The 24,798-nt window shown below is 50.2% G+C and carries 32 protein-coding genes; 13 read left to right on the forward strand and 19 right to left on the reverse strand.

The genetic code is table 11. From position 1 onward, the window contains the following. Positions 1-47: 47 nt before the first annotated feature. Positions 48-731 carry a TorF family putative porin gene (locus tag J9260_RS01885; RefSeq protein ID WP_210219372.1) on the reverse strand — a complete coding sequence of 228 codons (684 nt, stop codon included), beginning with the start codon at positions 729-731 and terminating at the stop codon, positions 48-50. A gap of 275 nt (positions 732-1,006) precedes the next feature. On the opposite strand from J9260_RS01885, the gene J9260_RS01890 reads away from it, so the two are divergent. Continuing rightward, a complete protein-coding gene (locus tag J9260_RS01890) occupies positions 1,007-1,249 on the forward strand; it encodes an accessory factor UbiK family protein (RefSeq protein WP_210219373.1) in 243 nt (80 codons plus the stop codon). 19 nt (positions 1,250-1,268) lie between these two features. On the opposite strand, the gene J9260_RS01895 is transcribed toward J9260_RS01890, so the two are convergent. Continuing rightward, positions 1,269-1,595, reverse strand: coding sequence for a DUF3301 domain-containing protein (locus J9260_RS01895; RefSeq protein WP_210219374.1), 327 nt, complete (start codon positions 1,593-1,595; stop codon positions 1,269-1,271). Positions 1,596-1,665: 70 nt separating this feature from the next. Here J9260_RS01895 and proC point away from each other — a divergent pair, with 70 nt between their 5' ends. From proC to J9260_RS01910, 3 genes are read left to right on the forward strand one after another with little or no spacing between them, the layout of a single operon-like run. Continuing rightward, positions 1,666-2,508, forward strand: a complete 843-nt coding sequence (proC, locus tag J9260_RS01900) for a pyrroline-5-carboxylate reductase (RefSeq protein ID WP_210219375.1) — start codon at positions 1,666-1,668, stop codon at positions 2,506-2,508. Between the two features lie 11 nt (positions 2,509-2,519). After that, on the forward strand, positions 2,520-3,068 hold the full coding sequence (locus J9260_RS01905; RefSeq protein ID WP_210219376.1) for a YggT family protein: 549 nt from the start codon (positions 2,520-2,522) through the stop codon (positions 3,066-3,068). Between the two features lies 1 nt (position 3,069). Next, positions 3,070-3,354, forward strand: a complete 285-nt coding sequence (locus J9260_RS01910) for a DUF167 family protein (RefSeq protein ID WP_210219377.1) — start codon at positions 3,070-3,072, stop codon at positions 3,352-3,354. A gap of 38 nt (positions 3,355-3,392) precedes the next feature. Here J9260_RS01910 and J9260_RS01915 read toward each other — a convergent pair whose 3' ends face one another. The 8 genes from J9260_RS01915 to lptM all read right to left on the reverse strand — a co-directional run bounded on the left by J9260_RS01915 (position 3,393) and on the right by lptM (position 10,551). Beyond that, positions 3,393-3,866 (reverse strand): RNA-binding regulator, encoded by a 474-nt coding sequence (locus tag J9260_RS01915; RefSeq protein ID WP_210219378.1) that lies wholly within the window; start codon positions 3,864-3,866, stop codon positions 3,393-3,395. Between the two features lie 243 nt (positions 3,867-4,109). Beyond that, positions 4,110-5,708 carry a glutamate--cysteine ligase gene (gene gshA / locus J9260_RS01920; protein ID WP_210219379.1) on the reverse strand — a complete coding sequence of 533 codons (1,599 nt, stop codon included), beginning with the start codon at positions 5,706-5,708 and terminating at the stop codon, positions 4,110-4,112. A 74-nt stretch (positions 5,709-5,782) separates the two neighbouring features. Continuing rightward, positions 5,783-6,589 carry a TatD family hydrolase gene (locus tag J9260_RS01925; protein WP_210219380.1) on the reverse strand — a complete coding sequence of 269 codons (807 nt, stop codon included), beginning with the start codon at positions 6,587-6,589 and terminating at the stop codon, positions 5,783-5,785. Next, on the reverse strand, positions 6,589-7,425 hold the full coding sequence (locus tag J9260_RS01930; protein WP_210219381.1) for a putative RNA methyltransferase: 837 nt from the start codon (positions 7,423-7,425) through the stop codon (positions 6,589-6,591). The genes J9260_RS01925 and J9260_RS01930 overlap by 1 nt, the downstream gene beginning before the upstream one ends. A gap of 4 nt (positions 7,426-7,429) precedes the next feature. Beyond that, entirely contained in the window at positions 7,430-8,632 is a 1,203-nt protein-coding gene (locus J9260_RS01935; RefSeq protein ID WP_210219382.1) for an exo-beta-N-acetylmuramidase NamZ family protein, read from the reverse strand. Further along, complete coding sequence (locus J9260_RS01940) at positions 8,616-9,188, reverse strand: DOMON-like domain-containing protein (protein WP_210219383.1); 573 nt, start codon at positions 9,186-9,188, stop codon at positions 8,616-8,618. The genes J9260_RS01935 and J9260_RS01940 overlap by 17 nt, the downstream gene beginning before the upstream one ends. Next, positions 9,185-10,435, reverse strand: coding sequence for a diaminopimelate decarboxylase (gene lysA, locus J9260_RS01945; RefSeq protein ID WP_210219384.1), 1,251 nt, complete (start codon positions 10,433-10,435; stop codon positions 9,185-9,187). The genes J9260_RS01940 and lysA overlap by 4 nt, the downstream gene beginning before the upstream one ends. Before the next feature lie 2 nt (positions 10,436-10,437). Further along, positions 10,438-10,551, reverse strand: a complete 114-nt coding sequence (gene lptM / locus J9260_RS01950) for an LPS translocon maturation chaperone LptM (RefSeq protein WP_407644870.1) — start codon at positions 10,549-10,551, stop codon at positions 10,438-10,440. Between the two features lie 143 nt (positions 10,552-10,694). On the opposite strand from lptM, the gene J9260_RS01955 reads away from it, so the two are divergent. Beyond that, positions 10,695-11,276, forward strand: coding sequence for a Uma2 family endonuclease (locus tag J9260_RS01955; protein WP_210219386.1), 582 nt, complete (start codon positions 10,695-10,697; stop codon positions 11,274-11,276). Positions 11,277-11,282: 6 nt separating this feature from the next. On the opposite strand, the gene nadC is transcribed toward J9260_RS01955, so the two are convergent. Both nadC and J9260_RS01965 read right to left on the reverse strand, forming a co-directional pair. Next, positions 11,283-12,113, reverse strand: coding sequence for a carboxylating nicotinate-nucleotide diphosphorylase (gene nadC, locus J9260_RS01960; RefSeq protein WP_210219387.1), 831 nt, complete (start codon positions 12,111-12,113; stop codon positions 11,283-11,285). Between the two features lie 76 nt (positions 12,114-12,189). Beyond that, on the reverse strand, positions 12,190-13,461 hold the full coding sequence (locus J9260_RS01965) for an NAD(P)/FAD-dependent oxidoreductase (protein ID WP_210219388.1): 1,272 nt from the start codon (positions 13,459-13,461) through the stop codon (positions 12,190-12,192). Between the two features lie 211 nt (positions 13,462-13,672). Here J9260_RS01965 and J9260_RS01970 point away from each other — a divergent pair, with 211 nt between their 5' ends. Genes J9260_RS01970 through J9260_RS01980 form a run of 3 tightly spaced genes read left to right on the forward strand, consistent with a single transcriptional unit; the run spans position 13,673 to position 16,004 of the window. Next, the gene (locus tag J9260_RS01970; protein ID WP_281419413.1) at positions 13,673-14,920 is read left to right on the forward strand and encodes a multifunctional CCA addition/repair protein; all 1,248 of its coding nucleotides are present in this window, start codon (positions 13,673-13,675) and stop codon (positions 14,918-14,920) included. 50 nt (positions 14,921-14,970) lie between these two features. After that, positions 14,971-15,300, forward strand: a complete 330-nt coding sequence (hspQ, locus tag J9260_RS01975) for a heat shock protein HspQ (RefSeq protein ID WP_210219389.1) — start codon at positions 14,971-14,973, stop codon at positions 15,298-15,300. Then, a complete protein-coding gene (locus J9260_RS01980) occupies positions 15,300-16,004 on the forward strand; it encodes a sulfite exporter TauE/SafE family protein (protein WP_210219390.1) in 705 nt (234 codons plus the stop codon). Before hspQ ends, J9260_RS01980 begins: the two co-directional genes overlap by 1 nt. A gap of 8 nt (positions 16,005-16,012) precedes the next feature. Here J9260_RS01980 and J9260_RS01985 read toward each other — a convergent pair whose 3' ends face one another. Continuing rightward, positions 16,013-16,582, reverse strand: coding sequence for a protein disulfide oxidoreductase (locus J9260_RS01985; RefSeq protein ID WP_246499587.1), 570 nt, complete (start codon positions 16,580-16,582; stop codon positions 16,013-16,015). A 58-nt stretch (positions 16,583-16,640) separates the two neighbouring features. On the opposite strand from J9260_RS01985, the gene J9260_RS01990 reads away from it, so the two are divergent. Next, positions 16,641-17,444, forward strand: a complete 804-nt coding sequence (locus tag J9260_RS01990) for a transglycosylase SLT domain-containing protein (RefSeq protein ID WP_210219391.1) — start codon at positions 16,641-16,643, stop codon at positions 17,442-17,444. A gap of 6 nt (positions 17,445-17,450) precedes the next feature. Here J9260_RS01990 and J9260_RS01995 read toward each other — a convergent pair whose 3' ends face one another. Further along, on the reverse strand, positions 17,451-18,650 hold the full coding sequence (locus J9260_RS01995; protein WP_210219392.1) for a pyridoxal-phosphate-dependent aminotransferase family protein: 1,200 nt from the start codon (positions 18,648-18,650) through the stop codon (positions 17,451-17,453). Positions 18,651-18,859: 209 nt separating this feature from the next. Here J9260_RS01995 and J9260_RS02000 point away from each other — a divergent pair, with 209 nt between their 5' ends. After that, positions 18,860-19,210, forward strand: coding sequence for a type II toxin-antitoxin system prevent-host-death family antitoxin (locus J9260_RS02000; RefSeq protein ID WP_210219393.1), 351 nt, complete (start codon positions 18,860-18,862; stop codon positions 19,208-19,210). After that, positions 19,197-19,688 carry a PIN domain-containing protein gene (locus tag J9260_RS02005; protein WP_246499736.1) on the forward strand — a complete coding sequence of 164 codons (492 nt, stop codon included), beginning with the start codon at positions 19,197-19,199 and terminating at the stop codon, positions 19,686-19,688. Before J9260_RS02000 ends, J9260_RS02005 begins: the two co-directional genes overlap by 14 nt. Before the next feature lie 4 nt (positions 19,689-19,692). On the opposite strand, the gene J9260_RS02010 is transcribed toward J9260_RS02005, so the two are convergent. From J9260_RS02010 to J9260_RS02030, 5 genes are all read right to left on the reverse strand, one after another. Next, positions 19,693-21,468, reverse strand: a complete 1,776-nt coding sequence (locus J9260_RS02010; protein WP_210219395.1) for an N-acetylglutaminylglutamine amidotransferase — start codon at positions 21,466-21,468, stop codon at positions 19,693-19,695. 83 nt (positions 21,469-21,551) lie between these two features. Continuing rightward, the gene (locus J9260_RS02015; protein WP_210219396.1) at positions 21,552-21,905 is read right to left on the reverse strand and encodes a hypothetical protein; all 354 of its coding nucleotides are present in this window, start codon (positions 21,903-21,905) and stop codon (positions 21,552-21,554) included. Positions 21,906-22,422: 517 nt separating this feature from the next. Next, a complete protein-coding gene (locus tag J9260_RS02020; protein WP_210219397.1) occupies positions 22,423-22,821 on the reverse strand; it encodes a hypothetical protein in 399 nt (132 codons plus the stop codon). Between the two features lie 29 nt (positions 22,822-22,850). After that, positions 22,851-23,186 (reverse strand): hypothetical protein, encoded by a 336-nt coding sequence (locus tag J9260_RS02025; RefSeq protein ID WP_210219398.1) that lies wholly within the window; start codon positions 23,184-23,186, stop codon positions 22,851-22,853. Further along, positions 23,183-24,109 (reverse strand): ATP-binding protein, encoded by a 927-nt coding sequence (locus J9260_RS02030; RefSeq protein WP_210219399.1) that lies wholly within the window; start codon positions 24,107-24,109, stop codon positions 23,183-23,185. The genes J9260_RS02025 and J9260_RS02030 overlap by 4 nt, the downstream gene beginning before the upstream one ends. A gap of 177 nt (positions 24,110-24,286) precedes the next feature. Between J9260_RS02030 and J9260_RS02035 the strand changes: the two genes are divergently transcribed. Together J9260_RS02035 and J9260_RS02040 are read left to right on the forward strand one after the other, a co-directional pair. Next, complete coding sequence (locus J9260_RS02035; protein ID WP_210219400.1) at positions 24,287-24,544, forward strand: type II toxin-antitoxin system Phd/YefM family antitoxin; 258 nt, start codon at positions 24,287-24,289, stop codon at positions 24,542-24,544. Then, positions 24,535-24,792, forward strand: coding sequence for a Txe/YoeB family addiction module toxin (locus J9260_RS02040; RefSeq protein WP_210219401.1), 258 nt, complete (start codon positions 24,535-24,537; stop codon positions 24,790-24,792). Before J9260_RS02035 ends, J9260_RS02040 begins: the two co-directional genes overlap by 10 nt. Positions 24,793-24,798: the final 6 nt, after the last annotated feature.

A 24,798-nucleotide genomic window follows, 5' to 3' on the forward strand; every position in this document is an offset into this window, starting at 1 on the left:
TTGCAATAGAAACCCCACCCATGACAGGCGGGGCGAACAGGACAGACTTAGAAATCGAAAGATTTAGTCCAAGACAGGGACACCTTGGTATCAGTAACGCCAACGCGACCACTTGGCTTATCTGCTGCCAACACAAAATCGCCTGCTTTTTTGAATGATTTTGTTAAAGCGATTTGAGTATGCGTGTAATCATCACCCGCAGCATCGTCAAAATCATATTTACCTACAGTGCCACCAACGCTGAACCCATTTGCAAGTTCCTTGTTTACACCGATGTGGTAGTACTTGTCGCCTTTACTGAATTCTGCGGTGGTGTCGTCCTTTGAACTCACAGTATAAGCCACACCAGCTTCAGCAATACCGTAGCTACCTTTCAATGAAACTTCTTCAAAATGCGCATTTCCGGCTGTTGCAGTTGGATATTGGTAAGTGGTGGCAGCAACGTCATAAGCGAATCCATTAGGAAGTTCTTTCGCGTAGCCTGCGTAAACGTCGACTTCTTCACCAAGACCGTGACCACCGAGTCCGCTTGCCCATGTGCCAACATATAAACCATTTTCTGCTTCGTAATCCAATCCACCTGAAAACGCACCACGATCCTGAGATTGTGTTAACCCACGCCAGATGTAGTTGCTAGTAGCACCGATGTTAGCAGACGCACCTGCAACAGCTTGTGCGCTGATCAACAAAGAACCCAATAATGTTGCAGTTAACAATACGCCGTTTTTCATCTCACTATCTCCTGTTTAAGAAAACCAAAATTGTTTAACGATGATTACAAAGCAATTGCCGTGCCAACCCTGAAAAAATCAATGAGGACGTGGTAAATACAGACAATGTGGTAAAAACACATCATTTTCGTATCATTACAAGCCCCCTTACGCACACCTAAATGCACGATATAAGTGCATTAGCGTTACCTGATGCACCAATGCAAAGATCAGCCTCTCATTTGTGTGTTGTAATGCTACAATTCGGCTCATCTAACGACACGAGGAGATTCCCCATGCAAAACTTTGGCAACCTTGATGATTTAGCAAAAAAACTTTCCGCGCTCCTGCCTGAACCCGTGCGCCACATGCAAGAAGACGTGGAAAAAAATATGCGTGGTTTGCTCGAAGGCGGTTTGCAAAAAATGAATCTGGTGACACGCGAAGAGTTTGATATTCAATCAGCAGTGTTACTGCGCACTCGCGAAAAGCTCGAAGCGCTGGAAAAACGATTGGCTGTAATCGAAAACTCACAATAGATATAAAGATTGGGCAGTATTATTCATGCTGCTCAATCGTTGTGCCACTGTCGCTATCCAACTGCACTTGTTCCAGCACACGCCCACGCAAAATCGCCCGTCCGCTCCGGCGTTCCACACCTTGTATGCTGTATTCAAATCCGTAAGTGCGTCGCCACACTAAGTGCCCAGCATTATTTCGTGCCGGTTTTAGGCTTTCCAGCGAAACCGTTTGATCCAGCAGTTGCACATTGATGGACTGGCAGGCGCGTGTTGCCGCTGCGATGGCGCGTTCGCGGGCGTTCATTGAGTCGATCCAGAACCACACGCCCGCGCCGAGTATGGCAATTAACAGCAAATTTTCCATTATGACCCTTGGAGGTTGTAAACTAGCACCCATTATCCTACGAAATTCACTGGACAGGCACAAAACGACTATGGAAACACCAAAATTGGCACAAAAGCCGACCACAATTACGTTCATCGGTGCGGGCAATATGGCGCGTAGTTTGATTGTTGGGTTGTTGCAAGATCAAGCGAATGTCAGCTTGCGCGTGGCTGACCCTGATCAGCGTCAACTGGATGCGATTCGCCAGCACTGGCCTACGGTTTTTACCAGCACCGACAATAGCGAAGCCATGCAGGGCGCAGACGTGGTGGTATTAGCAGTGAAACCGCAGGTGATGGGGGAGGTTGTAAAAACCTTGGCAGAGCAAGCGCAGCGCAGTCGCCCGTTGATTATTTCTGTCGCGGCGGGGATTCGTGAGCAAGCCCTGAATGCTTGGTTGGGCGGTAATATGCCGATTGTGCGTTGTATGCCGAATACGCCCGCCTTGGTGCAAGCCGGAGCCACGGGTTTATACGCGAATCCGCAAGTATCTGAATTACAACGCAGTACCGCTGAAAGTATTTTACGTGCAGTAGGAATTACCTTGTGGTTTGCGGATGAAGGTAAGCTGGATGCGGTGACGGCAGTTTCAGGCAGTGGCCCCGCGTACTTTTTCCTCGTGATGGAGGCGATGCAAGCGGCGGCTGAACAGTTGGGTATCCGTGCAGAAGATGCACATTTGCTGGTGGTGCAAACCGCGTTTGGTGCTGCCAAATTGGCATTGGAAAGCCAAGACCCGCCTGCGGAATTACGCCGCAAAGTGACTTCCAAAGGTGGTACGACTGAAGCCGCGCTGCACGTGTTAAACGATGGCGAGTTAACGGCGTTGTTTGGTAAGGCGTTGCAAGCGGCTGAAAAGCGTTCTTGTGAACTAGCAGCGGCGAATAGCTAAGAGGATTTCCCATGAGTGCTTTGCAAAATGTCGGTATTTTTTTGGTAGACACGTTGTTTTCGTTGTACATCGGCGCGGTATTGCTGCGTTTATTGTTAGCGTTAGCACGAGCTAATTTTTACAACCCGTTATCGCAGTTTTTGGTGAAAATTACCAATCCGGTATTGGTTCCGATGCGGCGGATGATTCCGGCAATGGGTAAGGTCGACACTGCTGCGGTGGTGTTAGCAGTGGGTTTGACGGTAATTAAAGTCTTGTTGCTATTAGGTTTAAAAGGTGGCGGCGCGGATTTATTCGGGATTGTGGTGTTCTCGGTGCTGGAAGTGATTCGTACCGTTATTCATATCTACATTTTTGCGTTGGTGGTGCAGGCAGTGCTGAGTTGGGTGGGAAATACTTACGGGAATCCGCTGGCAGACTTGCTGAATAGTTTGACTGAACCGTTATTGCGCCGGATTCGCGGTTTTGTGCCGGTAATCGGCATGGTGGATCTTGCACCGATGGTGGCGATTTTGTTGCTGTACGTGGTGCTGATTATATTCCAGTCTTACGGTTTATAGCGTGGCGGATTTTTACCGCTGGGAAGGCGAAGTGTTGCACCTGTTTGTGCGGGTGCAGCCGAAAGCCAGCAGTGATGCGTTTGCGGAAATTCAGGAAGAGCGGATCAAGGTAAGAATTACAGCACCCCCGGTTGACGGGAAAGCCAATGAGCATTTAGTGAAGTTTATTGCTAAAGCGTGCGGAGTAGCGAAATCACAAGTAGAGATCAAAAGTGGCGAAACAGGTCGCAATAAGCATATTTGTGTGAGCACGCCGAAGCGTTTACCAGCAGGTGTGGTGAAATAGAAAATAGGCTGACAGGATAGCCTGTCAGCCTTGGCGAATTAGAATTCGCGCTTGCGGAAACCACCGCGATCGCCGCCGCGATCGCCGCCGCGATCACCACCACGGTCGCCGCCGCGATCACCACCACGGTCGCCGCCACGATCACCACCGCGACCGCCACCGAAGCCGCCGCCGTCACGACCACCGCCGTAACCGCCGCCGTAACCACCGCCATCATTGCTGCGTGGACGGAAGCCGCCGCGATCACCGCCACCTGTGCGTGGGCGATCTTCGCGTGGTTTTGCTTCGTTAACTTTAATGTTGCGGCCTTGAACCGCTTTTTCATTCAACCCCTGAATGGCAGCAGCAGCTTCAGCATCATTAGGCATTTCGACAAAGCCAAAGCCTTTAGATTGCCCTGTCATTTTATCCTTAACCATGCTAACGCTTGATACTTCGCCATAAGCTGCGAACAGTTCGCGCATGTCAGTATCGGTGATTTTGTAGGGCAGGTTGCCAACGTAGATATTCACTGTTTATCGTCTCGTAAAATCATGTGCTGTCTGAAAAATACATTAAGAGGTAACCAGTCACACGAATTACCTGATAACGATCGGCCAACTGACCCGATTTGTTACGCGCTTTGAGACTTGGAGTAAATGGTGGCTAATGATGTCTCATCTTACAGCGCACTAAAACTTTCAAGTATCAGGCAAGTTAGTTGCAGTGTACCCCAGTTTCTTCTCGCTGGTAACTAAAATCGCTTGATTATGTTGTTAATTTTTATTGGCGTGAAAATCGCCAGAAAAATAAGCTTCAAGGAACTGTGCGAACGGTAGTTGTTCCGCTTGTTCCAGAGTGTATTGTTGCTGGAGTGAATCTCGCGCCATGTCTTCAAAACTTTGTTTAATCGTGGGTTCTAAACTGCGTTGGAGAAAATAATCCCGATGTTCCAAAGATTTACGCTGGGCGAAATCAAAAAAGCTTTCGTGATTTTGCTGCATTTCTTCCAGCATCCGTGCGGAAGGCGTGCTATCGGGTTGTGCGGCTAACTGTAATTGCTTATCGAGGCACGCGCTGTAGGATTGTTCGCCGTGAACGGTATCCAGCAATTCCGCTACCGGGCGCATGGCTTGCAATAAATCGTTGGCGTATTCGAGCAGTGGCAATGCTTTACCTTGGCAATCCAGCATCACTTGTGGGTCACGTCCCCGGTGCGCGGTTAACATTTGATTGCTATTGATAGCGTTAAATTCCGCATCGGAGATTGCAGGGCTGTCTTGCAACAAGCAAAAGTGCATGAAGATTTCTAAAAACGCCAGTTGTTTGCGGGTAATGCCAGCCGGGTGAAAAGCGTTAACATCAACAGAGCGCAATTCCACGTAAGCAATGCCGCGTTGTTCCAGCGCGTCGGTGGGTTTCTCGAAACGATTGAGCGGCTGCTTGGGGCGCACGGTGCTGTAGTATTCGTTTTCAATTTGCAGAATATTGGCGTTCAATTGGCGGTATTCACCTGCGACGTTTACCCCAATGTCGGCGTAATGCGGGCAGGGCGTGGCAATCGCACGTCGCAAGCTGGCAACGTAAGTATCAAGGCTATCGTAGCTTACTTTTACGCCGGTTTTGTTTTCCTTGCTGTTGGTGTAGCCAATGTTACCCATGCGCAAAGATGTGCCGAACGGTTCGTACAAACTGTGCTCATTAAAGGTTTCCATCCCCGGCGGCGCGGCGCGACCGGCTAAAAAGCTTTTACAGATGGCGGGCGATGTGCCGAACAGGTAAATAATCAACCAGCCGTAACGTTGTAAGTTACGCACCATCCCCATATAAGCGTCGTCACGGAATTGGCGTAATTCGCGGGTATCGCCTTGTAAGGCTTGCCAAGGTTGCCAAAACGCTTCGTCAATCGAGTAGTTAAAGTGAATCCCCGCAATCACTTGCATGGCTTTGCCGTAACGCCAAGCCAGCCCTTGGCGGTAAACGTGTTTCATCCGCCCTGCGTTGGAAGTACCGTATTCGGCAATGCGAATGTCAGCTTCACCGGCTAATACGCACGGCATACTGGTTGTCCACAGCAATTCATTATCGAGCTGCTGATAGACAAAGGTTTCAATATTGAGCAGGAAATCCAGCGCGTGATGGGCACGAGCTTGCGGCGGGGTGATTAATTCCAGCAGCGATTCGGCGTAATCGGTGGTAATCCACGGGTGGGTGAGGGCGGAACCGAAGATCGTGGGGTGATCACGTTGCGACAGTCGCCCACTGTCATTGACGCGCAAGCTTTCTTTTTCCAAACCGGTGCGGGCGTTGCGCAGGTAAGGGTGCAGGCGGTGGGTGTCAATTTCACGCAGGCGTTGTTCCAACAAACGGTACACAGGCAGCTCCTGATTAGGCTAAACAGGGATTAGAGCACAGCAGGGCAGGAATGCAAATTTCCGTGATGAGTGTGTTACGCGCCTGCAAAAAATAAGTCCACGCTGTTTTTCCACACTTGCGGTAGTAGTGTTTCCAGCGGCACGTTTTTCACCAAGGCGACGTGTTCGGCAATAAACGGCAGGTATTTCGGCTCGTTTTTATGCCCACGGTAGGGAATTGGGGTCAAATACGGCGCGTCGGTTTCAAACAAAATCTGTTCAACCGGGGTTATCGCAATAATTTCGCGCACATTGTCCGCTGCTTTAAAGGTGCTAATGCCGTTAAAGCCTAGACAGAAACCTTCCCCAAGGCAATATTCCGCCAATGCTTGCCCGGAAGTGAAGCTGTGAATTACCCCGCGTTTGGGCATTTGCCCGACGAAGTTGCGTAAAATCGCTTCCATATCGTCGTCGGATTCGCGGGTATGCACCACAATCGGCAATGCCAGATCAACCGCAATTTGTAACTGTCGCTCGAAAGCGTCGCGCTGTTTCGCCCGATCCGAATAGTCGTAGTGGTAATCCAACCCGATTTCACCAATCGCGAGGATTTTTTCATGCAAGGCATTGACGCGGATTTGCGCATCCACTGTGTCGCTGTAATCGTTGGCATCGTGCGGGTGAATGCCTTGTGTGCCCCATACTTGTGGGTACTGCTGTGCCAGTGCCATCACTTTGTCGAGATTATCGGGGGAAACCGCGATGGTGATAATCCGCTCAACCCGTGCGGCGTGCGCGGCTTGTAATGCGGCTTCCAGTCGCTCACCTTCGAGGTAGTCCAAGTGGCAGTGGGTTTCAATCAGGGGGTGCGCAAAGACGGGAATTTCACGTTTTTTGGACATTACAGGCTCTCTTTTTTCATCACAGTCACCGCAAAATCCACGGTTAAATCCAACTGGGGTAATTGTTGGCAATGCGCTTGTTTTTCCGCACTGGCTGACCAGTAATACGGGGTCATGTGCAACAACGCGCTAATACTCGCCTGATCCGGCAACGTGGCACGGTAGTTGACTGCCAGCGCGGGGCATTGCTGCATTCCCTCCAGTGGCGGTAACACTTCAACGCTGTGCGGCTGCGGCGCATCATAAATCAACTGGCGCAGCTCGAACAAATGCTGTGCCGCCGGATATGCCCACAAATACAGGCCGCCCGGTTTTAACACGCGGGTAATTTCTGCCTCTGACGCAGGCGCAAACACCCGCACCAATACATCCACCGAAGCATCCGGCAACGGCACAGCAAAGCTCGATGCTACTGCAAATTGCATCACCGGGTATTGCTTTGCTGCCATCCGCATCGCCGCACGAGAAATATCCGTGCCGTAATATTGCACGTTTGCGCCGAGGATTTGCGCCAATTGGTTGAGGTAATAACCTTCCCCGCAACCGGCATCCAACAGCGTTAATGCCTGTGCCGGGTCAGGAAAATGCTCACGAATCGTTGTACTCAACGCCGCCGCCAGTGGTGCGTAAAAGCCTTGTTGCAGGAATTGCCGACGGCTTTCCAACATCGCTTTATTGTCGCCAGGGTCGGTGGAATGCTTGCGGTTAACCAGCAACAGATTCACGTAACCTTCTTTTGCTTGATCAAAACTGTGGCGGTTGGCGCAGGTAAAGGTGCGCCCTGTTTGGTTAAGCGGGTCGTGACATAGGGGGCAACGCCAGAGGATTGGGTTCATTAGTTCAATACAACAAAAAGGGTGCGCGGGTTATTGCCCACGCTTGTTCGTCGGGCAAGGTCAGTGCGTCCAAATCGCCGGGGGTGGCTTGCGGATTATCCACCCATTCGCGCAACAGTGGCGAGCCGTTAATCACGTCGATGGGCAGTTTCCCGAAAGCGTATTCATACGGGAAGTCGCGCCATAGGTCGTAATCGGGGTAAAGCTGACGAATGGCTTTGAACGCCAATGCTTGCACTCGCCAAGGTTGGAAGGCGGCGTGGTCGTAATGTGGAGCTTCGACATGGATTTGCACACCTGCACACAACTTACCCGCGTGCTTGTGGAAGGTTGGCTCGAACCAGCATTCGCGCAATAAACAACCTTTTAACCAGTGCGGCGCAAGGGTTTGCATGGTGTTAATGATGGCGCGCGCATCAAGATCGGGTGCGCCGAACAGCTCCAGCGGACGGGTTGTGCCGCGCCCTTCGGATAGGGTTGCGCCTTCCAGCATGACCGTGCCGGCGTAGCAACGTGCCATCGACAGGTTGGGGGCATTGGGGCTGGGGTTAATCCATTCGCGCTCACCGATGTGCCAGCCGTAACCGGGGGCGGCATCCGGTTGCCAGCCTTGCATTTCAATTACGCGGTAATCCAGATCCAACTTGAGTTCGTGGATAAACCATAAACCCAGTTCCCCCATTGTCATGCCGTGGCGCATCGGCATTGCACCCGCACCGACGAAACTTTCCCAACCGTCACGCAAGGTTAAACCTTCCACCGGACGACCTGCCGGATTGGGGCGGTCGAGTACCCACACCGCTTTACCGTGTTGCGCCGCCGCTTCCAACACGTAGCGCAAGGTGGTAATAAAGGTGTAAATGCGGCAACCCAAATCCTGCAAATCCACCAGCAGCACATCGAATGTCGCCATCATCGCGTCGGTAGGGCGGCGCACTTCCCCGTATAAACTGAAAATCGGGATGCCATGTTGCGGGTCAATGAAATCGGGCGATTCCATCATATTGTCTTGCTTGTCGCCTTTGATGCCATGTTGCGGGCCAAACGCAGCAGTCAGGGTAATTTCTGGCATGGCAGCGAGTGCGTCGAGTGCGTGCGTCAGGTCGGGCGTGACCGACGCGGGGTGTGCCAGCAATGCCACGCGCTTGCCGATTAACGGGGTGCGCAGGGTTACGTCTTCGAGGAGGCGATCAAGACCAAATTTCATGGGTAAATCCGTCACGGTGATGGAAGTCGGGGCGTTCGCCGGGGTGTTTTAACGCCCAGTAGGATTTGCTGCCGTCGGTGAGTTCGATGACAGCGGTGAGAGCGAGTTGTAGCGGCGCGGCGGCGGGCAGGGCAGTGGATGGGATGGTGGCATCCAGTTGATAGGTGGATTGGCTATCTTGCTCCGAACATTCCCCCCCATCCCCAGCCCTTCCCCCGCAGGGGGGGAAGGGGGCAAGAAGGAGAGGTGATTCAACTGGCTGGCGGTAGTCGCTGAAGGCGTAGGCTGCCCATTGGCTGGATGGGGAAAAGTTGAACTCGCGGTAGGCGGTTTCACCTTGGACGGCGACGAATGCCTCGAAACAGGTGTGTTGCCACAAGTCGTCAGTAAAAACGGGCGGTTGTGGTGCGGGGATGCGTACTTGCGCGAGGTCGCCGCGTAATGTGTAGTGCAGGCGTAAGCTGCCATCTGCCAGCCGTTCCACCGTGACATTTAAGGTGTGGATAGCGGGGCAGGGTGTGGCAGGGTGCGACTGTAACGCGAGTTCCCAGATCATGCGGGTAGCACACTTTCCCCACGTAACAGATCATCCAGCGTTTCGCGCAGGCGTACCACATACACCGTATCGCCATCCACCATCACTTCCGCAGCACGCGGACGGGTGTTGTAGTTAGAAGCCATCGTGAAACCATACGCACCGGACGAACGTACTGCCAGTAAGTCGCCCGCTTGGATGTTTAAGTCACGTTCTTTGCCCAAGAAGTCGCCTGTTTCGCACACTGGCCCTACGATGTCGTAGGTGGCAGTTTCGCCTTCACGCGGTATCACGGGGATGATTTCCTGCCAAGCACTATACAGAGCAGGGCGGATCAGGTCGTTCATCGCCGCATCGACGACGGCGAAGTTTTTGTATTCCGCGAGTTTCAGAAATTCGACTTCTGTCACCAAAATCCCGGCGTTGGCAGCAATCGCCCGACCCGGTTCGACGAAAATTTCGTATTGGCGCAGGCGTTCGTCGGTGAACAGTTGTGCCATGTAATCCGCTGGACTGGGGGCTTCTTGACCTTCGCGGTAACGCACGCCCAAGCCGCCGCCGATGTCGAGGTGATGCACGTTAATGCCTTGTGCGGCGAGGCGTTCCGCCAGTGCCAGCACCCGTTGCAGCGCGTCCATGAAAGGTGAAAGTGTCAGCAATTGCGAACCGATGTGGCAGTCAATCCCAACCACATTCAGGTGTGGCATCGCAGCAGCTTTCAGGTAAATTTCTTCGGCGCGGCTGATTTCAACGCCGAATTTATTTTCTTTCAGGCCGGTGGAAATGTAGGGGTGGGTTTGTGCATCCACGTCGGGGTTGACGCGCAAGGAAATCGGCGCGATTTTGCCCATGTCGCCCGCTACCGCGTTGATGCGGTCAAGCTCGGCTTCGGATTCGACGTTGAAACAGCGGATACCGACTTCCAACGCTTTACGGATTTCTGCGGATTTTTTGCCAACGCCGGAAAATACCACCTTGCCGGGGTCGCCGCCCGCACGTAATACCCGCTCCAATTCCCCCGCTGACACGATGTCAAAGCCCGAACCCAAACGTGCAAATAGGTTGAGAATGGCGATATTCGAGTTGGCTTTGACCGCGTAACACACTAGATGTGGCTGTGCGCCGAAGGCATCGTTGAAAGCGTGCCAGTGGCGTTCCAGCGTGGCGCGGGAATAAACGTAGCACGGCGTGCCGTGGGCGCGGGCAATGTCGGCGATGGCGACGTTTTCGGCGTGAAGTTGCCCGTTGCGGTATTCAAAATGATCCATGTTTATTTTGCCTGTTCCTGTTTTGCGCGAGCGTCATCTGGCAAGTACAGCGGGCCTTTGTTGCCACAGCCTGCCAGCAAAGCGAGTACGATAGCCAATCCCAGCCATTTTTGCATCATGGTTTTAGTTCCGTTTTTGGTGAATGTTGTGCAGGATAACGGCTGGCAACGGGATAATAAAGAAAGGTTTGCACCAGCACAGCAACTTCTGCAAATCTTGGTATACTCAAACAACGCACCTACGTAGGAATGGCATCATCATGGCAGCACTAGCAGAACAATTAGGCATCAGCCCGGAAGATTATCTCAGCGGCGAACGTGATGCACCGTTCCGCCACGAATACGTGCATGGGCAAGTTTATGCGATGGCGGGTGCAGCAGATGGTCATGTGCGCGTCAGCATCAATGCCGTATTGATATTGAAAAATCACCTGCGTGGTTCGGGTTGCAGCGTTTACATGGCAGATATGAAAGTGCGGGTTAAGCAAGACACCGCGTTCTTCTACCCCGACGTGATGGTGACGTGCGACCCAGCCGATTTACAGCGTAATCATTTCAAACAATCGCCTTGTTTAGTGATCGAAGTGTTGTCACCCAGTACTGAAGCTTATGACCGTGGCAACAAATTTGCACTTTACCGCGAGTTAGAAAGCTTGCAGGAATACGTGTTGATTGACCCGCGCACCTATCAAGTGGATGTGTTTCGGCGCAATGTACACGGGCGTTGGGAGTTGTTTGCCTTTAGCGGTGAAACCGCCACCGTAGTATTTGCCAGTGTCGGTTGTGAGTGTGCGATGCGTGACTTGTACGAAGATGTGAATTTCGCACTAGAGGCAGAATAGCCCCTATTACGCGACAAACCGCATCGACAAATCCACCGCCCGCACGTGCTTGGTAATCCCGCCAATCGACACGAAATTCACCCCGGTTTCCGCAATCGCCACCAAGGTTTCCGGGCTAACCCCGCCTGATGCTTCCAATGGAATGCGCCCGTCGGTGATGCGCACGGCTTCGCGCATATCAGCGAGGCTGTATTCGTCGAGCATAATAATGTCGGCTTGAGCAGCGGTAGCTTCCGCTAGTTCCTGTAAGTTTTCGGTTTCGACTTCCACTAAAATGCCGGGGTGCAATTGACGCGCTTGCTGGATCGCGGCGGTAATCGAACCGGCTGCCATAATGTGATTTTCTTTGATCAATACGCGGTCATACAGGCCGATGCGGTGATTTGTACCACCGCCGCATACCACCGCGTATTTCTGTGCGGTGCGTAAGCCGGGTAAGGTTTTGCGCGTGTCCAAAATGCGGCATTGGGTATGCGCCACTAAATCCACGTAGCGGCGTGTCGCGGTGGCGGTAGCGGATAGGGTTTGCAGGAAATTCAGCGCGGCGCGTTCCCCACTTAAGATTGAACGCGCACTGCCTTGTAGTGTACACAACACCGCGTTGGCTGTTACGCGCTCGCCATCTTGGTGCTGCCAAATAATGTGCACTGCGGGGTCAAGCTGGCGAAACACTTCGTCAAACCATGCCGTGCCACACAAAATCGCGGCTTCGCGGCAAATCACCGTGGCGCTGGCTTGCTTGGCTGCCGGAATCAAGCCAGCAGTGACATCGCCCGTGCCAATATCTTCGTCAAGTACGCGTGCTACTGTCGTTTGAATGTCGTTTGGTAAAAGCATTTTTAGTCCCCGTAAATAAAAAATGGGAGGTTGTTACACCTCCCATCAGCTTGCCCCTGACTCCTCGTCAGATCTGTTAGATGCGGGTAATACCCATCATCTTCAAAATGGACTTTTCGTAGAATGGCTCAGAAGTGCCTTTCTTCATTTTGCGGATGAAGTATTTTTCAAACGCAATTTTCGCCATGTGTACCCATTTGCCTTTCTTGAACCAAGCAACGTTACGTGGTGGAATCTGCGGCAGTGCAACGAAGGCAGCACCAGTGTCACCGAAGTCAGCCAAGCAAATGGTGTTCCATGTGCCGGTGGTGTGCGGTTCTTTGCCAGCAATTTCATCAGCGATATTGTGTACCGCAGACGTTACCATTGACTCGATCATGTAACCGGTTTTCGGTGTGCCGGTTGGTACAGGTGTCGCTTCAACAGGCGGGATGGCAATACAAACACCCGCAGAGTAGATGTTTTTGTATTTCGGGTTACGGTGCAATTCGTCAACAATGACGAAACCACGTGGGTTGCACAGACCTTCAACGGCTGCGACTGCATCCACACCTTTGAATGCTGGCAACATCATGGCGAAATCGAACGCGATTTCGTGTTCTTTTTCCACTTCGCCTTTAGGAGTCAGTTCAGTAACGTACATTTTGCCTGCTTCAACCTTGGTGGTTTTCGCATTCACAATCCAGTTAATGTGGTGGTTACGCAGTTCGGATTCCAACATGCCTTTGGAGTCGCCCACGCCGCCTAAGCCCAATTGGCCTACATACGGTTCAGAAGACACGTAGGTCATTTTGAATTTATGACGCACGCCACGTTTGCGCATGTCAGCATCCATAATGAACGCAAATTCGTAAGCAGGGCCGAAGCAGCTTGCAAATGGCATTGCGCCAACAACAATGTGACCGGAGCCTTTTGCCAACAGTGCTTGGTAATCAATATAAGCTTTTTCAGCGTGATCCACTGCGCAGATGGAATGGGTATGACCACCGTGCGGGCCAGCACCTTCGATTTCCTCGAAGTATAACTTAGGGCCAGTCGCAATGACCAAATAATCGTAAGTAACGGTTTGACCGTTATCTAAATGCAGGGTGCTGCCTTCTGCGTCAATTTTGTTGCAACGGCTGCAAATAAAGTTGATGTTCTTTTTGGTTAAGTATTTTTCGATAGGGAAGGTAATGTCTGAACGTGTGCGCCAGCCAACAGCAACCCAAGGATTTGATGGTACAAACTGGAAGTAATCGCGCTCATTGACGACGGTCACTTCGTGTCCTTTTCCTAATAAATCCTTCATTTCATAGGCAGCAGGCATACCGCCTGTACCTGCACCGAGAATTACAACATGAGCCATGGGCGCAAACTCCTAACTAAAATAACGTTAAAGGCATGGGGGTTCTTTGTTCTTGAATAAGACGTTCAGTGTGACCTCTCCCAGTCACACCACATCACACCACAAATTGGCTGAACCGTCAATCTTGGCCTTGTTTATCAATAAATTAGCGTTTTCTAATATATCAATCAGGGTGTTAAACTGCACGCTGTTATTTGCAAAATCGAAGCCCATGAAAAACATTCAATATTGGTTAGTCGGCGGTGCGGTGCGTGACCGCTTATTAGGGTTGCCTGTGCAAGACCGTGATTGGGTAGTGACGGGTGCAACCCCAGATGATTTGCTTGATCAAGGGTTTAAACCCGTGGGGAGCGACTTCCCGGTTTTTTTGCATCCGCAAACCGGTGAGGAATACGCACTGGCACGTACTGAGCGTAAAACTGCCAAGGGCTACCACGGTTTTCAGTTTTATGCTGCCCCGGATGTGAGTTTGGAAGATGATTTAGCGCGACGCGATTTAACCATCAATGCGATGGCGCAGGATGATACGGGTGCGGTGATTGACCCTTACGGCGGGCAGGCGGATTTGCAGCAGAAAATTCTACGCCATGTTTCCCTAGCGTTTAACGAAGACCCGGTACGGATTTTGCGGATTGCGCGGTTTGCGGCACGTTTCGCGGGGTTGGGGTTTGAGGTGGCGGCGGAAACTCAGCAGTTAATGCGCGATATGGTGGCTGCGGGTGAAGTGGACGCGTTGGTTCCAGAACGGGTTTGGCAGGAAACAGTGCGTGCTTTGGGTGAACCCGCACCTGAGCGTTTTATTGAAGTTTTACGTGATTGTGGGGCATTGCGGGTGTTGTTCCCGGAAATTGAGCGTTTATTCGGTGTGCCGCAGCCTGAGCAACATCACCCGGAAATTGATTGCGGGATTCACACACTACTGGTGTTGCAACAAGCGGTGAAGTTGAGTGAAGCCCCTGAAGTGCGTTTCGCGGCCTTGTGTCACGATTTGGGTAAGGGTTTGACCCCGGCAGAAATCTTGCCCAGCCATTACGGGCATGAAGCGGTGAGTAAAACCTTGGCCACCGCGTTGTGCGAACGCTTAAAAGTGCCGGTGCGGTTTCGTGACTTGGCGGAGCACGTAGCGGCCTATCACGGGTATATTCACAAGGCGCGAGAGTTACGCGCAGCTACGGTGTTGAAAGTGCTGGAAGCTACCGATGCATTTCGTAAACCGGCGCGGTTTGAGCAGTTGTTGCTGGCGTGTGAGGCGGATGCGCGGGGGCGTGCAGGTTTTGAGGCGCGTGCGTATCCACAAGCGGATTGGTTTCGGCAGATGTTAGCCGCGAGTCAGCAAGTGGATGTGCAGGCGGTGATTGCAGCCGGGTTTCAGGGTGAGCAAATTCGCACGCAATTGCATCAGCGGCGGGCGGAGGCTATCCGACAAATACAGCAACATCTTGATATTGGCGGCAACTAGCCGCATATTGAAGGATAATGATTATGCACAGCACAAGTAAGGGGTCAGTTATGACAACGATGGATGAAAAAATTGCCTCATTCGGCATTGGTCAGGTTATTCATCACCGCGAATTCAATTACCGGGGTGTCATTTTTGACGTGGATGCTGTATTCCAAGGCACGGAAGAGTGGTTTCAGAAAAACGTTGGGGTGGGTAATCCCAGCAAGGAAGAGCCGTGGTATCACGTGTTGATTGATCAAGACGGGCGTGTGGCCTATGTCGCCGAGCGTAACTTGCTGGCGGATGACCCGACTGAGCCGGTGGAACACCCGTTGCTGGAAAACTTCTTCACCGGGTTTAACGGCGATCATTATCAAGCTCGCCAGACCTTGAATTAATGGACTGGGGCTGGCTTTCCCATTCGCAATACCTCGCGGCCTTTTTGGTGGGGTTGTTTGGCGGGGTGCATTGCATCGGCATGTGTGGCGGGATTGTGGGGGCGTTGACCTTCAGTTTGCCGCAAACAAAGCGCGAATCGTTGCGCACTCTCGCGCCCATGTTGCTGGCTTATAATACCGGGCGCATTGGCGGTTACGTATTGGCTGGCGCATTGATGGGCGGTTTAGGCGCGGTGTTTCTCGCGGTGTTATCGCCGGATAGTGTGCTGGTGTTCAACCGTATTTTGCAGGTATTTGCGGCTTTATTCATGATCGCGCTGGGTTTGTATTTGGCAGGCATTTGGTACGGTGTGGCTAAAGTAGAACAAATCGGGCGGGTCTTATGGCGGTATGTCGAACCATTGGGACGGCGTTTCATGCCAGTGAATTCGCCTGCGAAAGCTTTGCCGCTGGGTTTTGTTTGGGGCTGGTTGCCGTGCGGTTTGGTGTATAGCGTGCTGGCTTGGGCATTTGCGGCAGGCAGCGTGGCTAAAGGTGCGTTACTGATGCTGGCATTCGGCGCGGGAACGTTACCCGCGTTGCTGTTGATGGGGGCAGCGGCGGCAACGTTGACACGCTTTACCCGTGACTCAAACGTGAAACGTACCGCCGGATTCTTGGTGGTGGCTCTGGGTTTGTTGTTGCTGTGGCGTGCGTTAGTGTGAGTGTGGCTTTACCACACCTCTGCCAGCCACAAACGCAAGCGCAAGCCCCAGCCGCTGGTTAAACCGACTTCCCGAAAGCGGATATTACCCTCGCCATCCAGCACATAACTGGTCGGCACGCCGTGAATGCCGTATTGCTCGGCAAGTTTGCCATCTTCGTCGACGACTGTAACCCACTCGGTAATGCCTTTGCGTTCCATGTAACGTTGCACTTCTTCGCTTGTGCCAGATTGGAACGCCACGGTAACGACCGGGTGATCATTGGCAATGGCGGTAATGCTGCCTTGTTCCATTTCACACATCGGACACCAACTCGCCCAAAAGTGCAGTAACAACGGTTTGCCTTGGTAATCCGCCAAGCGCACCACGCTCCCGTTTAAGGAACCGCGCTCAAAATCGGGTGCAACCCCGTCTAACATGCCGCGCTGTTGCCATGCACGTACCCCAAAAACAATGGCAACAATGACGAGAATTTCAATCGTCCAGCGCAGCCAACGGCGCGGTTTCCGGGATGTTTCATCCGGTAATTTGTGTTTATCCATCTTGCCCATTTCTGTATTGTTGATGGAATTCATCATAGCATAATGAAGAATTTCCGCTAAAATCCTGTTCTATTGTCCCTAAAAAGTTACGTTTATGTTGTTAGTACGTTTTGTGTTATTGCTGTGTCTGAGCTTAGTGAGTGTGGCACATGCCGAGCAACCCGCATGGCATAAAGTGGCTTATCAGCCGACCAACGGTAAATCCTTAAGTGCTTTAGCCCACAAGCAACACGCGCTGTTTGCATTTTTCTTGGACAATGCATTACGCGGTAAAGGCCGCAAAGATTTTTTGACGGTGAGTAAACAGGTTAAAAATAAGATTACTTGGCGCAATGGGCAGGGGAATAATATTTACAGCGATGCGTTCCGGCGTTCCTGGCCGTTTGTGCGCTCGTTGGATTTGAAAGGAATGCCGGATAGCATCTTATTGCTGGCCTATCTGGAATCGCAATGGCACGGGCATAAAGGCCGCACCGCAGGCGATTACGGGTATTGGCAGCTAGTCCCGGAAGTGATTCAGGAAATTCAGCAGTTGGATTACGTGCCAGCAAAGATTCGTACAACCGATATTGATAGCGTGCGTGCCGATGCGCGGTTGAGTACCGAAGTAGCACAGGTGCATTTACACCGTTACCATTTTTATTTTGCGAATGTGGCAGGCTTTTCCGAGAGTGATGCGTGGTTGCTGACATTTACCGCGTTTAACTGGGGTGCGGGCAATGTGAAACGCTTGATTGCTGAGTTGCAAGCCGAGGGGATTGAGGCCAATTACGCCAACTTTTACCAGCGTTTGTACGCGACCCACCGGAAAAATCCGGGGGATCGCTCGTTACGGGCAGCGGTCGAGTACGTGCCTAATTTGTGGAATATCGCGCAATTGTTGAAGTCAGAATATTAAGCGGCCTCAACTGGCTGATAATACCCGCTCCAGTTCCGCCATGCCTGCGGGTAAATCAATGCTTGCACCAGCAGAACGCATACTCGAACCCAGCGCGTGCAAGGTGCGGAACAAGTTATGAGCGCGGCTTTGTTCGCCCATTTGCCCGATACGCAGAATATTGAGGCCAAACGCGCCGGAAATTTCGACTTTATGCACCCGCGACATGTGCGCACGCACTACGTCAGCGGAAACGTGTTCGGGAACAATAATGCCGACCACGGAATTTAAGCGGTGTTGTTTTTCGATCAACAGCTTTAAACCCATGGTTTCAATCCCGGCTTGCAGAGCTTCGGAACAGCGTTGATGACGCTCGAAACGGTGCGGCAAAGTTTCTTCACACACCAAGCGCAAGGCTTCGTGTAAGGCGAGAATGCCGGAAACTGGCGCGGTGTAATGGTAGGATTTTTGGTTCCAGAATTTGTCAGCGAGTTGCGCATCCAAGCACCAGTGGAACGGTAGAATTTCGCGGTTGGCGATTTTTTTCTCCCACGCGCTTTCGGAAAAAGCTAACAACGACACGCCGGGGATCGACGACAACCCTTTTTGCCCGCCCGTGATAATCGCATCAACTTGCCAGTTATCCATTTCCAGCGGCATCGTGCTTAAGGTGCAAACCGCATCGACAATGACTAAACAGCCGTAGCGTTTCGCCAGTTTCGCGATGTCTTGCAGATTTTTATTGCATACGGTGTTGGAAGTTTCGCCTTGCACCAAGGTGATAACGTCGAACTGGCCTTGTTGCAGGGCGCGTTCGACGCTGGCGACATCCGCACTTTCGTTGTGTGCGACTTCCAGCAGGGTGGGTTCGGCACGCACCCGGCGCACGATTTCCGCCATACGCTGACTGAAATAGCCATTGGTAATGCACAAAACGCGCTCACCGGGCAGCACCAGATTTGCCACGGCCATTTCCATCGCCGCCGATCCGGGGCCGCTGACTCCCATGACGTGACTCGACGTGGTTTGAAACACGTAACGCCCCATGTCTTTCACTTGCTCAATGACCCGGTTCATGGTTTCACCGAGGTGATTGATAACAATCGAGTTCGCCGCCGCCACTTTTTGCGGAATAGGCACAGGCCCTGCACCCATCATCAGTAACGGTTCGTCGGGGAGGATGTGTTCCAACGGCACAATATTGGGCGCGGGAAGTGATTCGATCATGGAGAAGTGTCCTTGCAGAAAAATGTTTGTGATTTTACCCGTGTTAACGTTAGCTGTAATTGTTTTGTAATGGAAGGGCTATCCGTCGTCTGACAATTCCGCAGTGTATTGCGAAATAGTCATGACGATTCCTCAACGTACTGCGGAATTGTCATGGCTTAACGAAAAAGTGCTACACTGTGTGCATACAACCAGGCAGGAGTCGTTATATGCAAGCTGTCGAAGTCTATACCGCCCGCGATTTGCGCAATCGTTCCGGGGAGTTATTGCAACATGCCCACGATGGCAATATCAGCATCATCACCAAGCACGGCAAACCCTCTATTTTAGCAATCCCGTTTGATGCCAATTTATTGCAGCATGGCATTCATCGCGTCATCGCTTTACACATGGTGCAATCCCATCAGTTAACGCTGGCGCAGGCCGCTAAGTTGGCAGACATGGATTTGTCATCCTTCATCGAATTGCTTGGTGCAAGCGGTATTGATGCGGTGGATTATCCCCCAGAAGAGTTGGAACGCGAACTGGAGGATGCGCTTGCTGCCTGTGATCATTGCTGATGCCAGCCCGCTGATTGGCTTGGCAAAAATTGGCAGATTGAATCTGCTACAACACCTTTACCAACACATCTTGATTCCTCCTGCCGTTCATGCGGAATTGCAGGCGGGTAGCTTGCGTCCGGGTGGTGCAGAACTTCAGCAGGCGTTAGCAGAAGGTTGGTTGGAAACGGCAGATTATGCTGCTATTCCCGCCGCCGCTGTTGCTGAGTTAAAACAGCGTTTAGACCCCGGCGAAGCGGAAGCCATTGCGCTTGCCCTGCATCTCTCAGCCGATTTACTGCTGATCGACGAACAGCGTGGCAGGGTAGTGGCGCAACAAAAAGGTGTGCGCATTATCGGTACGGGTATCGTATTGGTGACGGCAAAGCGGCGTGGGCACATCACCAGCGTCAGAACGGAGCTGGATGCGTTGTTTCGTTGTGGGTATCGGCTGTCGGCACGGTTGCGTGAACAGCTTGCGGTGATGGCTGGGGAGTAGGTGATTAAACTCCCTGACTCTGCAACCACATCTCCAACGCCGCCATGTGCCACAGCTTGCTCCCCTGAATCCGCGTCAAATGCGCTTCAGGTTGGGCAATCACCTTGTCGATATAGCTACGCTGATACAAACCCCGTTCCCGACACGCTTGCGAATCCAGCAAATCGCGCATCATTTCCAAAAACTCACCGCGAACAAATTTAAGGGCAGGCACAGGGAAATACCCCTTCGGACGATCAATCACGCTATCCGGCACGAGTCCCCGCGCAATTTGTTTCAGCACATACTTGCCGCCATCACGCAGTTTCAATTCGGTCGGCATTTGCGCTGCCAGTTCCACCAGTTCGTGATCGAGGAATGGCACACGCGCTTCCAGCCCCCACGCCATCGTCATATTGTCTACGCGCTTGACCGGATCATCGACAATGAAAGTTGTTACATCGGCGCGTAATACCGCATCCAGCGTTTCTTCAGCATCCGCCGATTCCAGCAATTCGCGCACCAATTCGCCGGTGTAATCGCGAGTTTGGAACGGGGTTTGCAGCATCTCCGCCATTTCGCTGTGGTCGCGGTCGAAATAATACGGCGCGAGGCGTTGCAGCCTATCGGGGTTTTTGTCGGCGTGGGCTTGCGGATACCAGAAATACCCGCCGAATACTTCATCCGCCCCTTGCCCGGATTGCACCACTTTCACATGCTGGGAAACTTGTTCGGAGAGCAGGTAAAAGCCAATCGCATCCTGCCCGAACATCGGTTCTGCCATGTTCGCCACCGCTTCCGGCAGGCGTGACAGGGTGTGTTCGTTGGGGATGTGGAACTTGTGGTGTTTGGGTTGGAAGCGTTCCACCACCGCGTCGGAATATTCGTATTCGCTGCCTTTTTCCTCCGGCTGGTCGTCGAAACCGATGGTGAAGGTGCGGATGTCTTGGATACCGATTTCAGACAGTAAACCGACCAACAAGCTCGAATCCAAGCCGCCGGAAAGCAGTACGCCCACGGGTACGTCAGCGATATTATTGCGGCGGCGCACGGCGGTTTTCAGCGATGCGTGTACGGCGTCGATCCATTCCTGTTCGGAACGCGCTTCAGCGGGGCGACGTGCGACCAGATTCCAGTAGCGTTTCAGTTCCTGCCGCCCGTCAGCGTGGATGGTGAGGCTGTGCGCAGGTTGCAGCTTGCGGATGCCGTTCAGCACGGTGCGCGGTGCTGGCACGACAGCGTGCAGTGAAAACAGGTTGTGGATCGCCAGCGGGTCGAGGCTGGTATCAATCCCCGGCGTGGTCAGCAGGGCTTGCGTGTTGGAGGCAAAGCGGAAACTTTTACCGTCAGCGGCGTAGTACAGCGGCTTGATGCCCATGCGGTCACGCGCCACGAACAGCGTTTTCTTACGCATATCCCAAATCGCGAAGGCAAACATGCCGAGCAAATGCTTGGGCGCGTCTTCACCCCATTCGGCGTAGGCTTTGAGGATGACTTCGGTATCGCCTTCCGAGAAGAAATGATGCCCGCGAGCCTTCAATTCCGCCCGCAATTCGGGGTGGTTGTAGATCGTGCCGTTGAACACCAGTGCCAAGCCGGATTCGATGTCGACCATCGGCTGGCTGGATTTGTACGACAGGTCGATGATCGCCAAGCGGCGATGCCCAAACATCAAGCCACCGTCGGAAAAGCTGCCCGCGTGGTCGGGGCCGCGCTTTTCCAGCTTCGCCATCATGGAGTTGAGGTATTTCAGTTCGGGGAGTTGCCCGTCGAGGCGTAGTTCACCGCAGATGCCGCACATGGAAAATCCTTGTTATCCGTTAAACGTCTGCCATGCAGTGTGCCACAAATTGGTAAGCAAATCTAAAAGACTGTAATTGATTTTTAAAGTTTAATTTCTATGCTTTTCATTCCTTCAGGAAAAGTTCTTTCTTCTGTCCATTTGTAAAGCTTAGGAGAAGGAATAAGTATCTCTAGTTTCCCTTTTTCCTCCAATGAATTAAGATGTACTGATATGTCTTCTTTTTTCAAACCTGTTTCTCGTGAAATGTCATCAATAGTACCAACTTGTTTGCGAAGAAAAAAAGCTATAACTATCTTCTCTTTTTGCTTTTGATAGAATAAAGAAAATGCTGAAATAGCAACTACGCCATAGGCATAGTTTCCAATAAAATAATCGGCAATATAATAAACTAATAAAAATGTTAAAAGATAAGCAATTGCATCTTTGATCCACATGGCGAGCTCCTAAGAATATTGGGCCAGATATTTGTGTGAGGTTTTTTATGGGTGAACGCTAGGGTGATTTATATATGGCCAATTTACAACCTGTTTTTAATAAAAAAATTAATAATGAAAGATAAATATTTGAAACGAAAATATCTAGACCCCGGCTTTTAGAAAGCAGATGATTAAAAAATATGAAAGAACAACTTGATCATTAAATAAATTACCCCATAATCAGGGTGGCGAGATAAGTTTAATCAAATTATTCGCAAATCAAATAAATTTATTGATTCAGTATCAGTATAATGCATTAATGTTAAAAACTTTAGGGGTCTGCATGGTTACAAATAAGTAACTGAGCCAAAGTTTTCGTGTATTCCTGATTCATAACTCATTGAGTTTCAAAGGGGGTAATGTGCGAAAACTTAGTACTAGTTACTTATTCAGTCATTATAAAGATCATAAATTATTTAAAGTTGATCATGAGACTATCGAAGATGAATGTTTAGCTCCTGTTATCATAATGGTGTTAAGGACTCGTTATTTCCAATGAGATTTTGCGATATTTCTTTAGTTCATCTTGGGCTTCTTGATTTAGTTTTTCATGTTGTGAGAAACTTTCAGAAGAAGCTTTTTTGGTAACCCACTTCCCAGACTTATCTTTAAAATAAAGTTCAGTTAGACAATGGAAACTCTTATTATCATCTGTGGCGAAAATATGAAATTTCCCTGCAATATAAGTTAATGATTCTTTATTTTGCGCATCATGAATTAATGAGTCACATGCCTTTTCAAAAAGCTTGGCTACCTCTTCAATTGACTGAGGCGGTTGATCGTTGTCAAAAATAATTGATAACAAGCCTTCATCCACCAGTTTTTTCAAACTTGAGCTTGTTAGGTCAAAAAAATTACTGAATTTATTGCTCATGTGCTATTCTTCTATATGTGGATTTTTATTCAAGATAATGCTAATTGTAATTCATGACTAACATCAATCTCTTGATTTATTCTATTGGCTTTCTCCAATATATCGGCTGGTATTTCTGATTCTGGTACTTCACGAGTGACTATGGTTTCAGACCATTTCCCTTGTTTATCCTGACTATAATGCTTTGATATTTCTTTTATCTTTTCTCCAACTTTTTGAATAAACACCTTAAATCCAATAATTGCTTTTTGGATCATTTCTTCTAGTTTTATGACAACACTTTTGACCCATGACGCGAGTTCCTTCCAATGAGATGCAACGACTCCGCCAATAAGTGCACCTATGAGTAATGCAGTTAAAATCATAACGCTTTCCCTATGTTATTTTCCACTTCTGATTTTGATACTTCTCTGGTTTCGATAGAGAAATTTCGTGAGTTTTCATGTTTACTTGTTAGTATGGATTCAATTGATTCTGATATATCATCCATATCTACACTGTTAGCTTGACGCTCTGCTGCAGAAAAGGCAGCTAATAATACTGAATTTGATATATCACTTCCTGATAAATTATCATATTTTTTAGATAAATAATTTGTATCAATATGATGAGGCATATTGTTTGGAATATACATGTCAAAAAGTTTTACTCTGTTTTGTTGGTCAGGCAGGTTAAACTTTACATGCGCTAATATTCGGCGCATAAATGCGGGATCAAAATTCTCTATGAAATTTGTGGCAAATAGGATGGTTTTATCATAATCGTTCAAAATATTCAACAATACTGATCTTGTTTGATTAACACTTGTGTCGGTAGAGCTGGACATATTAGTGACACGTTTGCTTAACATCGCATCGGCTTCATCAAAAAATATAATAGCATCATTTTTCTTTGCCATCTCAAATGCAGCCATTAGATTTTTTGGCGTATCACCTACATATTTTGATTCAATATCAGCATAATTTACTATCAACAACGACTTTTCAAGATAGTGAGCTACTGCATGTGCAGCCATGGTTTTTCCAGTGCCTGGAGCACCATAAAAATTAAGACAAACTCGACTAGAATTTCGATGAGTATGCTTTAATCCCCAGTGATTAAAAACAAGATCATTATGTTTTCTAAATGCAAGAGCTTTATTTATTTGACTCCTTGTACTATCTGGAATGATCAGGTCATCCAATGAATATTTCGGCTCACTTAAAAGAAAAGTGTTAATCCTAGAATTTGGTTGTGAACGAATCTCACTCTCTTGTTTTTCTGGATAAATTCTATTTCCAATAGCCATATATACTCCTGTTATTATGTTTTTGTATTAATAATGTGTGCATGATTTTCATGGAAAATATAAGCTGTCGTCAATGTTTTTCTGATGAAAGGGTAGTATTTATACGAAGTTTGAGGCTTGTAGACCATGCCCCTTTGCCCTATAGTTTACGTACATAATCACGTACAGGTTTTAGCCATGAACGCCATTTCCTACACCGCTGTGCGAGCGGATCTCGCCAAAACGATGGATCGGGTCTGCGAAGACCATGAACCCGTCATTATTACCCGCAACCGCGATCAAGCCGTGGTGATGATTTCGCTGGAAGATTACAAAGCGATGGAAGAAACCGCGTATTTATTGCGTAGTCCAGCCAATGCCAGCCGCTTGCTGGAGTCCATTGCGGAATTGGAGCGTGGTCAAGGGCAAGTGCGTGAGTTGATCGAATGCGAATAATCTTTTCATCCAAAGCGTGGGAGGATTACGGGCATTGGCAACAAGCCGATAAGAAAATTCTCAAGCGTATCAATGATCTGATCAAAGCGATTTCGCGTGAACCGTTCGAGGGTATCGGCAAGCCCGAACCATTGCGGCACGGGCTTTCTGGCTATTGGTCACGCCGTATCAATGATGAACATCGGCTGGTCTACAAAGTGGAAGGGGAAGACTTGCTGATAGCGATGTGCCGCTATCACTACCCGTAGTTGGTT

The organism is Thiothrix unzii (genome assembly GCF_017901175.1).
GTDB lineage: Bacteria > Pseudomonadota > Gammaproteobacteria > Thiotrichales > Thiotrichaceae > Thiothrix > Thiothrix unzii.

What these genes read in the sequence shown, in the direction of transcription:
- J9260_RS01885 (WP_210219372.1), bottom strand. Translation starts at nt 731, where the DNA reads ATGAAAAACGGCGTATTGTTAACTGCAACATTATTGGGTTCTTTGTTG.
- J9260_RS01890 (WP_210219373.1), top strand. Translation starts at nt 1,007, where the DNA reads ATGCAAAACTTTGGCAACCTTGATGATTTAGCAAAAAAACTTTCCGCG.
- J9260_RS01895 (WP_210219374.1), bottom strand. Translation starts at nt 1,595, where the DNA reads ATGGAAAATTTGCTGTTAATTGCCATACTCGGCGCGGGCGTGTGGTTC.
- proC (WP_210219375.1), top strand. Translation starts at nt 1,666, where the DNA reads ATGGAAACACCAAAATTGGCACAAAAGCCGACCACAATTACGTTCATC.
- J9260_RS01905 (WP_210219376.1), top strand. Translation starts at nt 2,520, where the DNA reads ATGAGTGCTTTGCAAAATGTCGGTATTTTTTTGGTAGACACGTTGTTT.
- J9260_RS01925 (WP_210219380.1), bottom strand. Translation starts at nt 6,589, where the DNA reads ATGTCCAAAAAACGTGAAATTCCCGTCTTTGCGCACCCCCTGATTGAA.
- J9260_RS01930 (WP_210219381.1), bottom strand. Translation starts at nt 7,425, where the DNA reads ATGAACCCAATCCTCTGGCGTTGCCCCCTATGTCACGACCCGCTTAAC.
- J9260_RS01935 (WP_210219382.1), bottom strand. Translation starts at nt 8,632, where the DNA reads ATGAAATTTGGTCTTGATCGCCTCCTCGAAGACGTAACCCTGCGCACC.
- J9260_RS01940 (WP_210219383.1), bottom strand. Translation starts at nt 9,188, where the DNA reads ATGATCTGGGAACTCGCGTTACAGTCGCACCCTGCCACACCCTGCCCC.
- lysA (WP_210219384.1), bottom strand. Translation starts at nt 10,435, where the DNA reads ATGGATCATTTTGAATACCGCAACGGGCAACTTCACGCCGAAAACGTC.
- lptM (WP_407644870.1), bottom strand. Translation starts at nt 10,551, where the DNA reads ATGCAAAAATGGCTGGGATTGGCTATCGTACTCGCTTTGCTGGCAGGC.
- J9260_RS01955 (WP_210219386.1), top strand. Translation starts at nt 10,695, where the DNA reads ATGGCAGCACTAGCAGAACAATTAGGCATCAGCCCGGAAGATTATCTC.
- nadC (WP_210219387.1), bottom strand. Translation starts at nt 12,113, where the DNA reads ATGCTTTTACCAAACGACATTCAAACGACAGTAGCACGCGTACTTGAC.
- J9260_RS01965 (WP_210219388.1), bottom strand. Translation starts at nt 13,461, where the DNA reads ATGGCTCATGTTGTAATTCTCGGTGCAGGTACAGGCGGTATGCCTGCT.
- J9260_RS01970 (WP_281419413.1), top strand. Translation starts at nt 13,673, where the DNA reads ATGAAAAACATTCAATATTGGTTAGTCGGCGGTGCGGTGCGTGACCGC.
- hspQ (WP_210219389.1), top strand. Translation starts at nt 14,971, where the DNA reads ATGACAACGATGGATGAAAAAATTGCCTCATTCGGCATTGGTCAGGTT.
- J9260_RS01980 (WP_210219390.1), top strand. Translation starts at nt 15,300, where the DNA reads ATGGACTGGGGCTGGCTTTCCCATTCGCAATACCTCGCGGCCTTTTTG.
- J9260_RS01985 (WP_246499587.1), bottom strand. Translation starts at nt 16,582, where the DNA reads ATGATGAATTCCATCAACAATACAGAAATGGGCAAGATGGATAAACAC.
- J9260_RS01990 (WP_210219391.1), top strand. Translation starts at nt 16,641, where the DNA reads ATGTTGTTAGTACGTTTTGTGTTATTGCTGTGTCTGAGCTTAGTGAGT.
- J9260_RS01995 (WP_210219392.1), bottom strand. Translation starts at nt 18,650, where the DNA reads ATGATCGAATCACTTCCCGCGCCCAATATTGTGCCGTTGGAACACATC.
- J9260_RS02000 (WP_210219393.1), top strand. Translation starts at nt 18,860, where the DNA reads ATGCAAGCTGTCGAAGTCTATACCGCCCGCGATTTGCGCAATCGTTCC.
- J9260_RS02010 (WP_210219395.1), bottom strand. Translation starts at nt 21,468, where the DNA reads ATGTGCGGCATCTGCGGTGAACTACGCCTCGACGGGCAACTCCCCGAA.
- J9260_RS02015 (WP_210219396.1), bottom strand. Translation starts at nt 21,905, where the DNA reads ATGTGGATCAAAGATGCAATTGCTTATCTTTTAACATTTTTATTAGTT.
- J9260_RS02020 (WP_210219397.1), bottom strand. Translation starts at nt 22,821, where the DNA reads ATGAGCAATAAATTCAGTAATTTTTTTGACCTAACAAGCTCAAGTTTG.
- J9260_RS02025 (WP_210219398.1), bottom strand. Translation starts at nt 23,186, where the DNA reads ATGATTTTAACTGCATTACTCATAGGTGCACTTATTGGCGGAGTCGTT.
- J9260_RS02030 (WP_210219399.1), bottom strand. Translation starts at nt 24,109, where the DNA reads ATGGCTATTGGAAATAGAATTTATCCAGAAAAACAAGAGAGTGAGATT.
- J9260_RS02035 (WP_210219400.1), top strand. Translation starts at nt 24,287, where the DNA reads ATGAACGCCATTTCCTACACCGCTGTGCGAGCGGATCTCGCCAAAACG.
- J9260_RS02040 (WP_210219401.1), top strand. Translation starts at nt 24,535, where the DNA reads ATGCGAATAATCTTTTCATCCAAAGCGTGGGAGGATTACGGGCATTGG.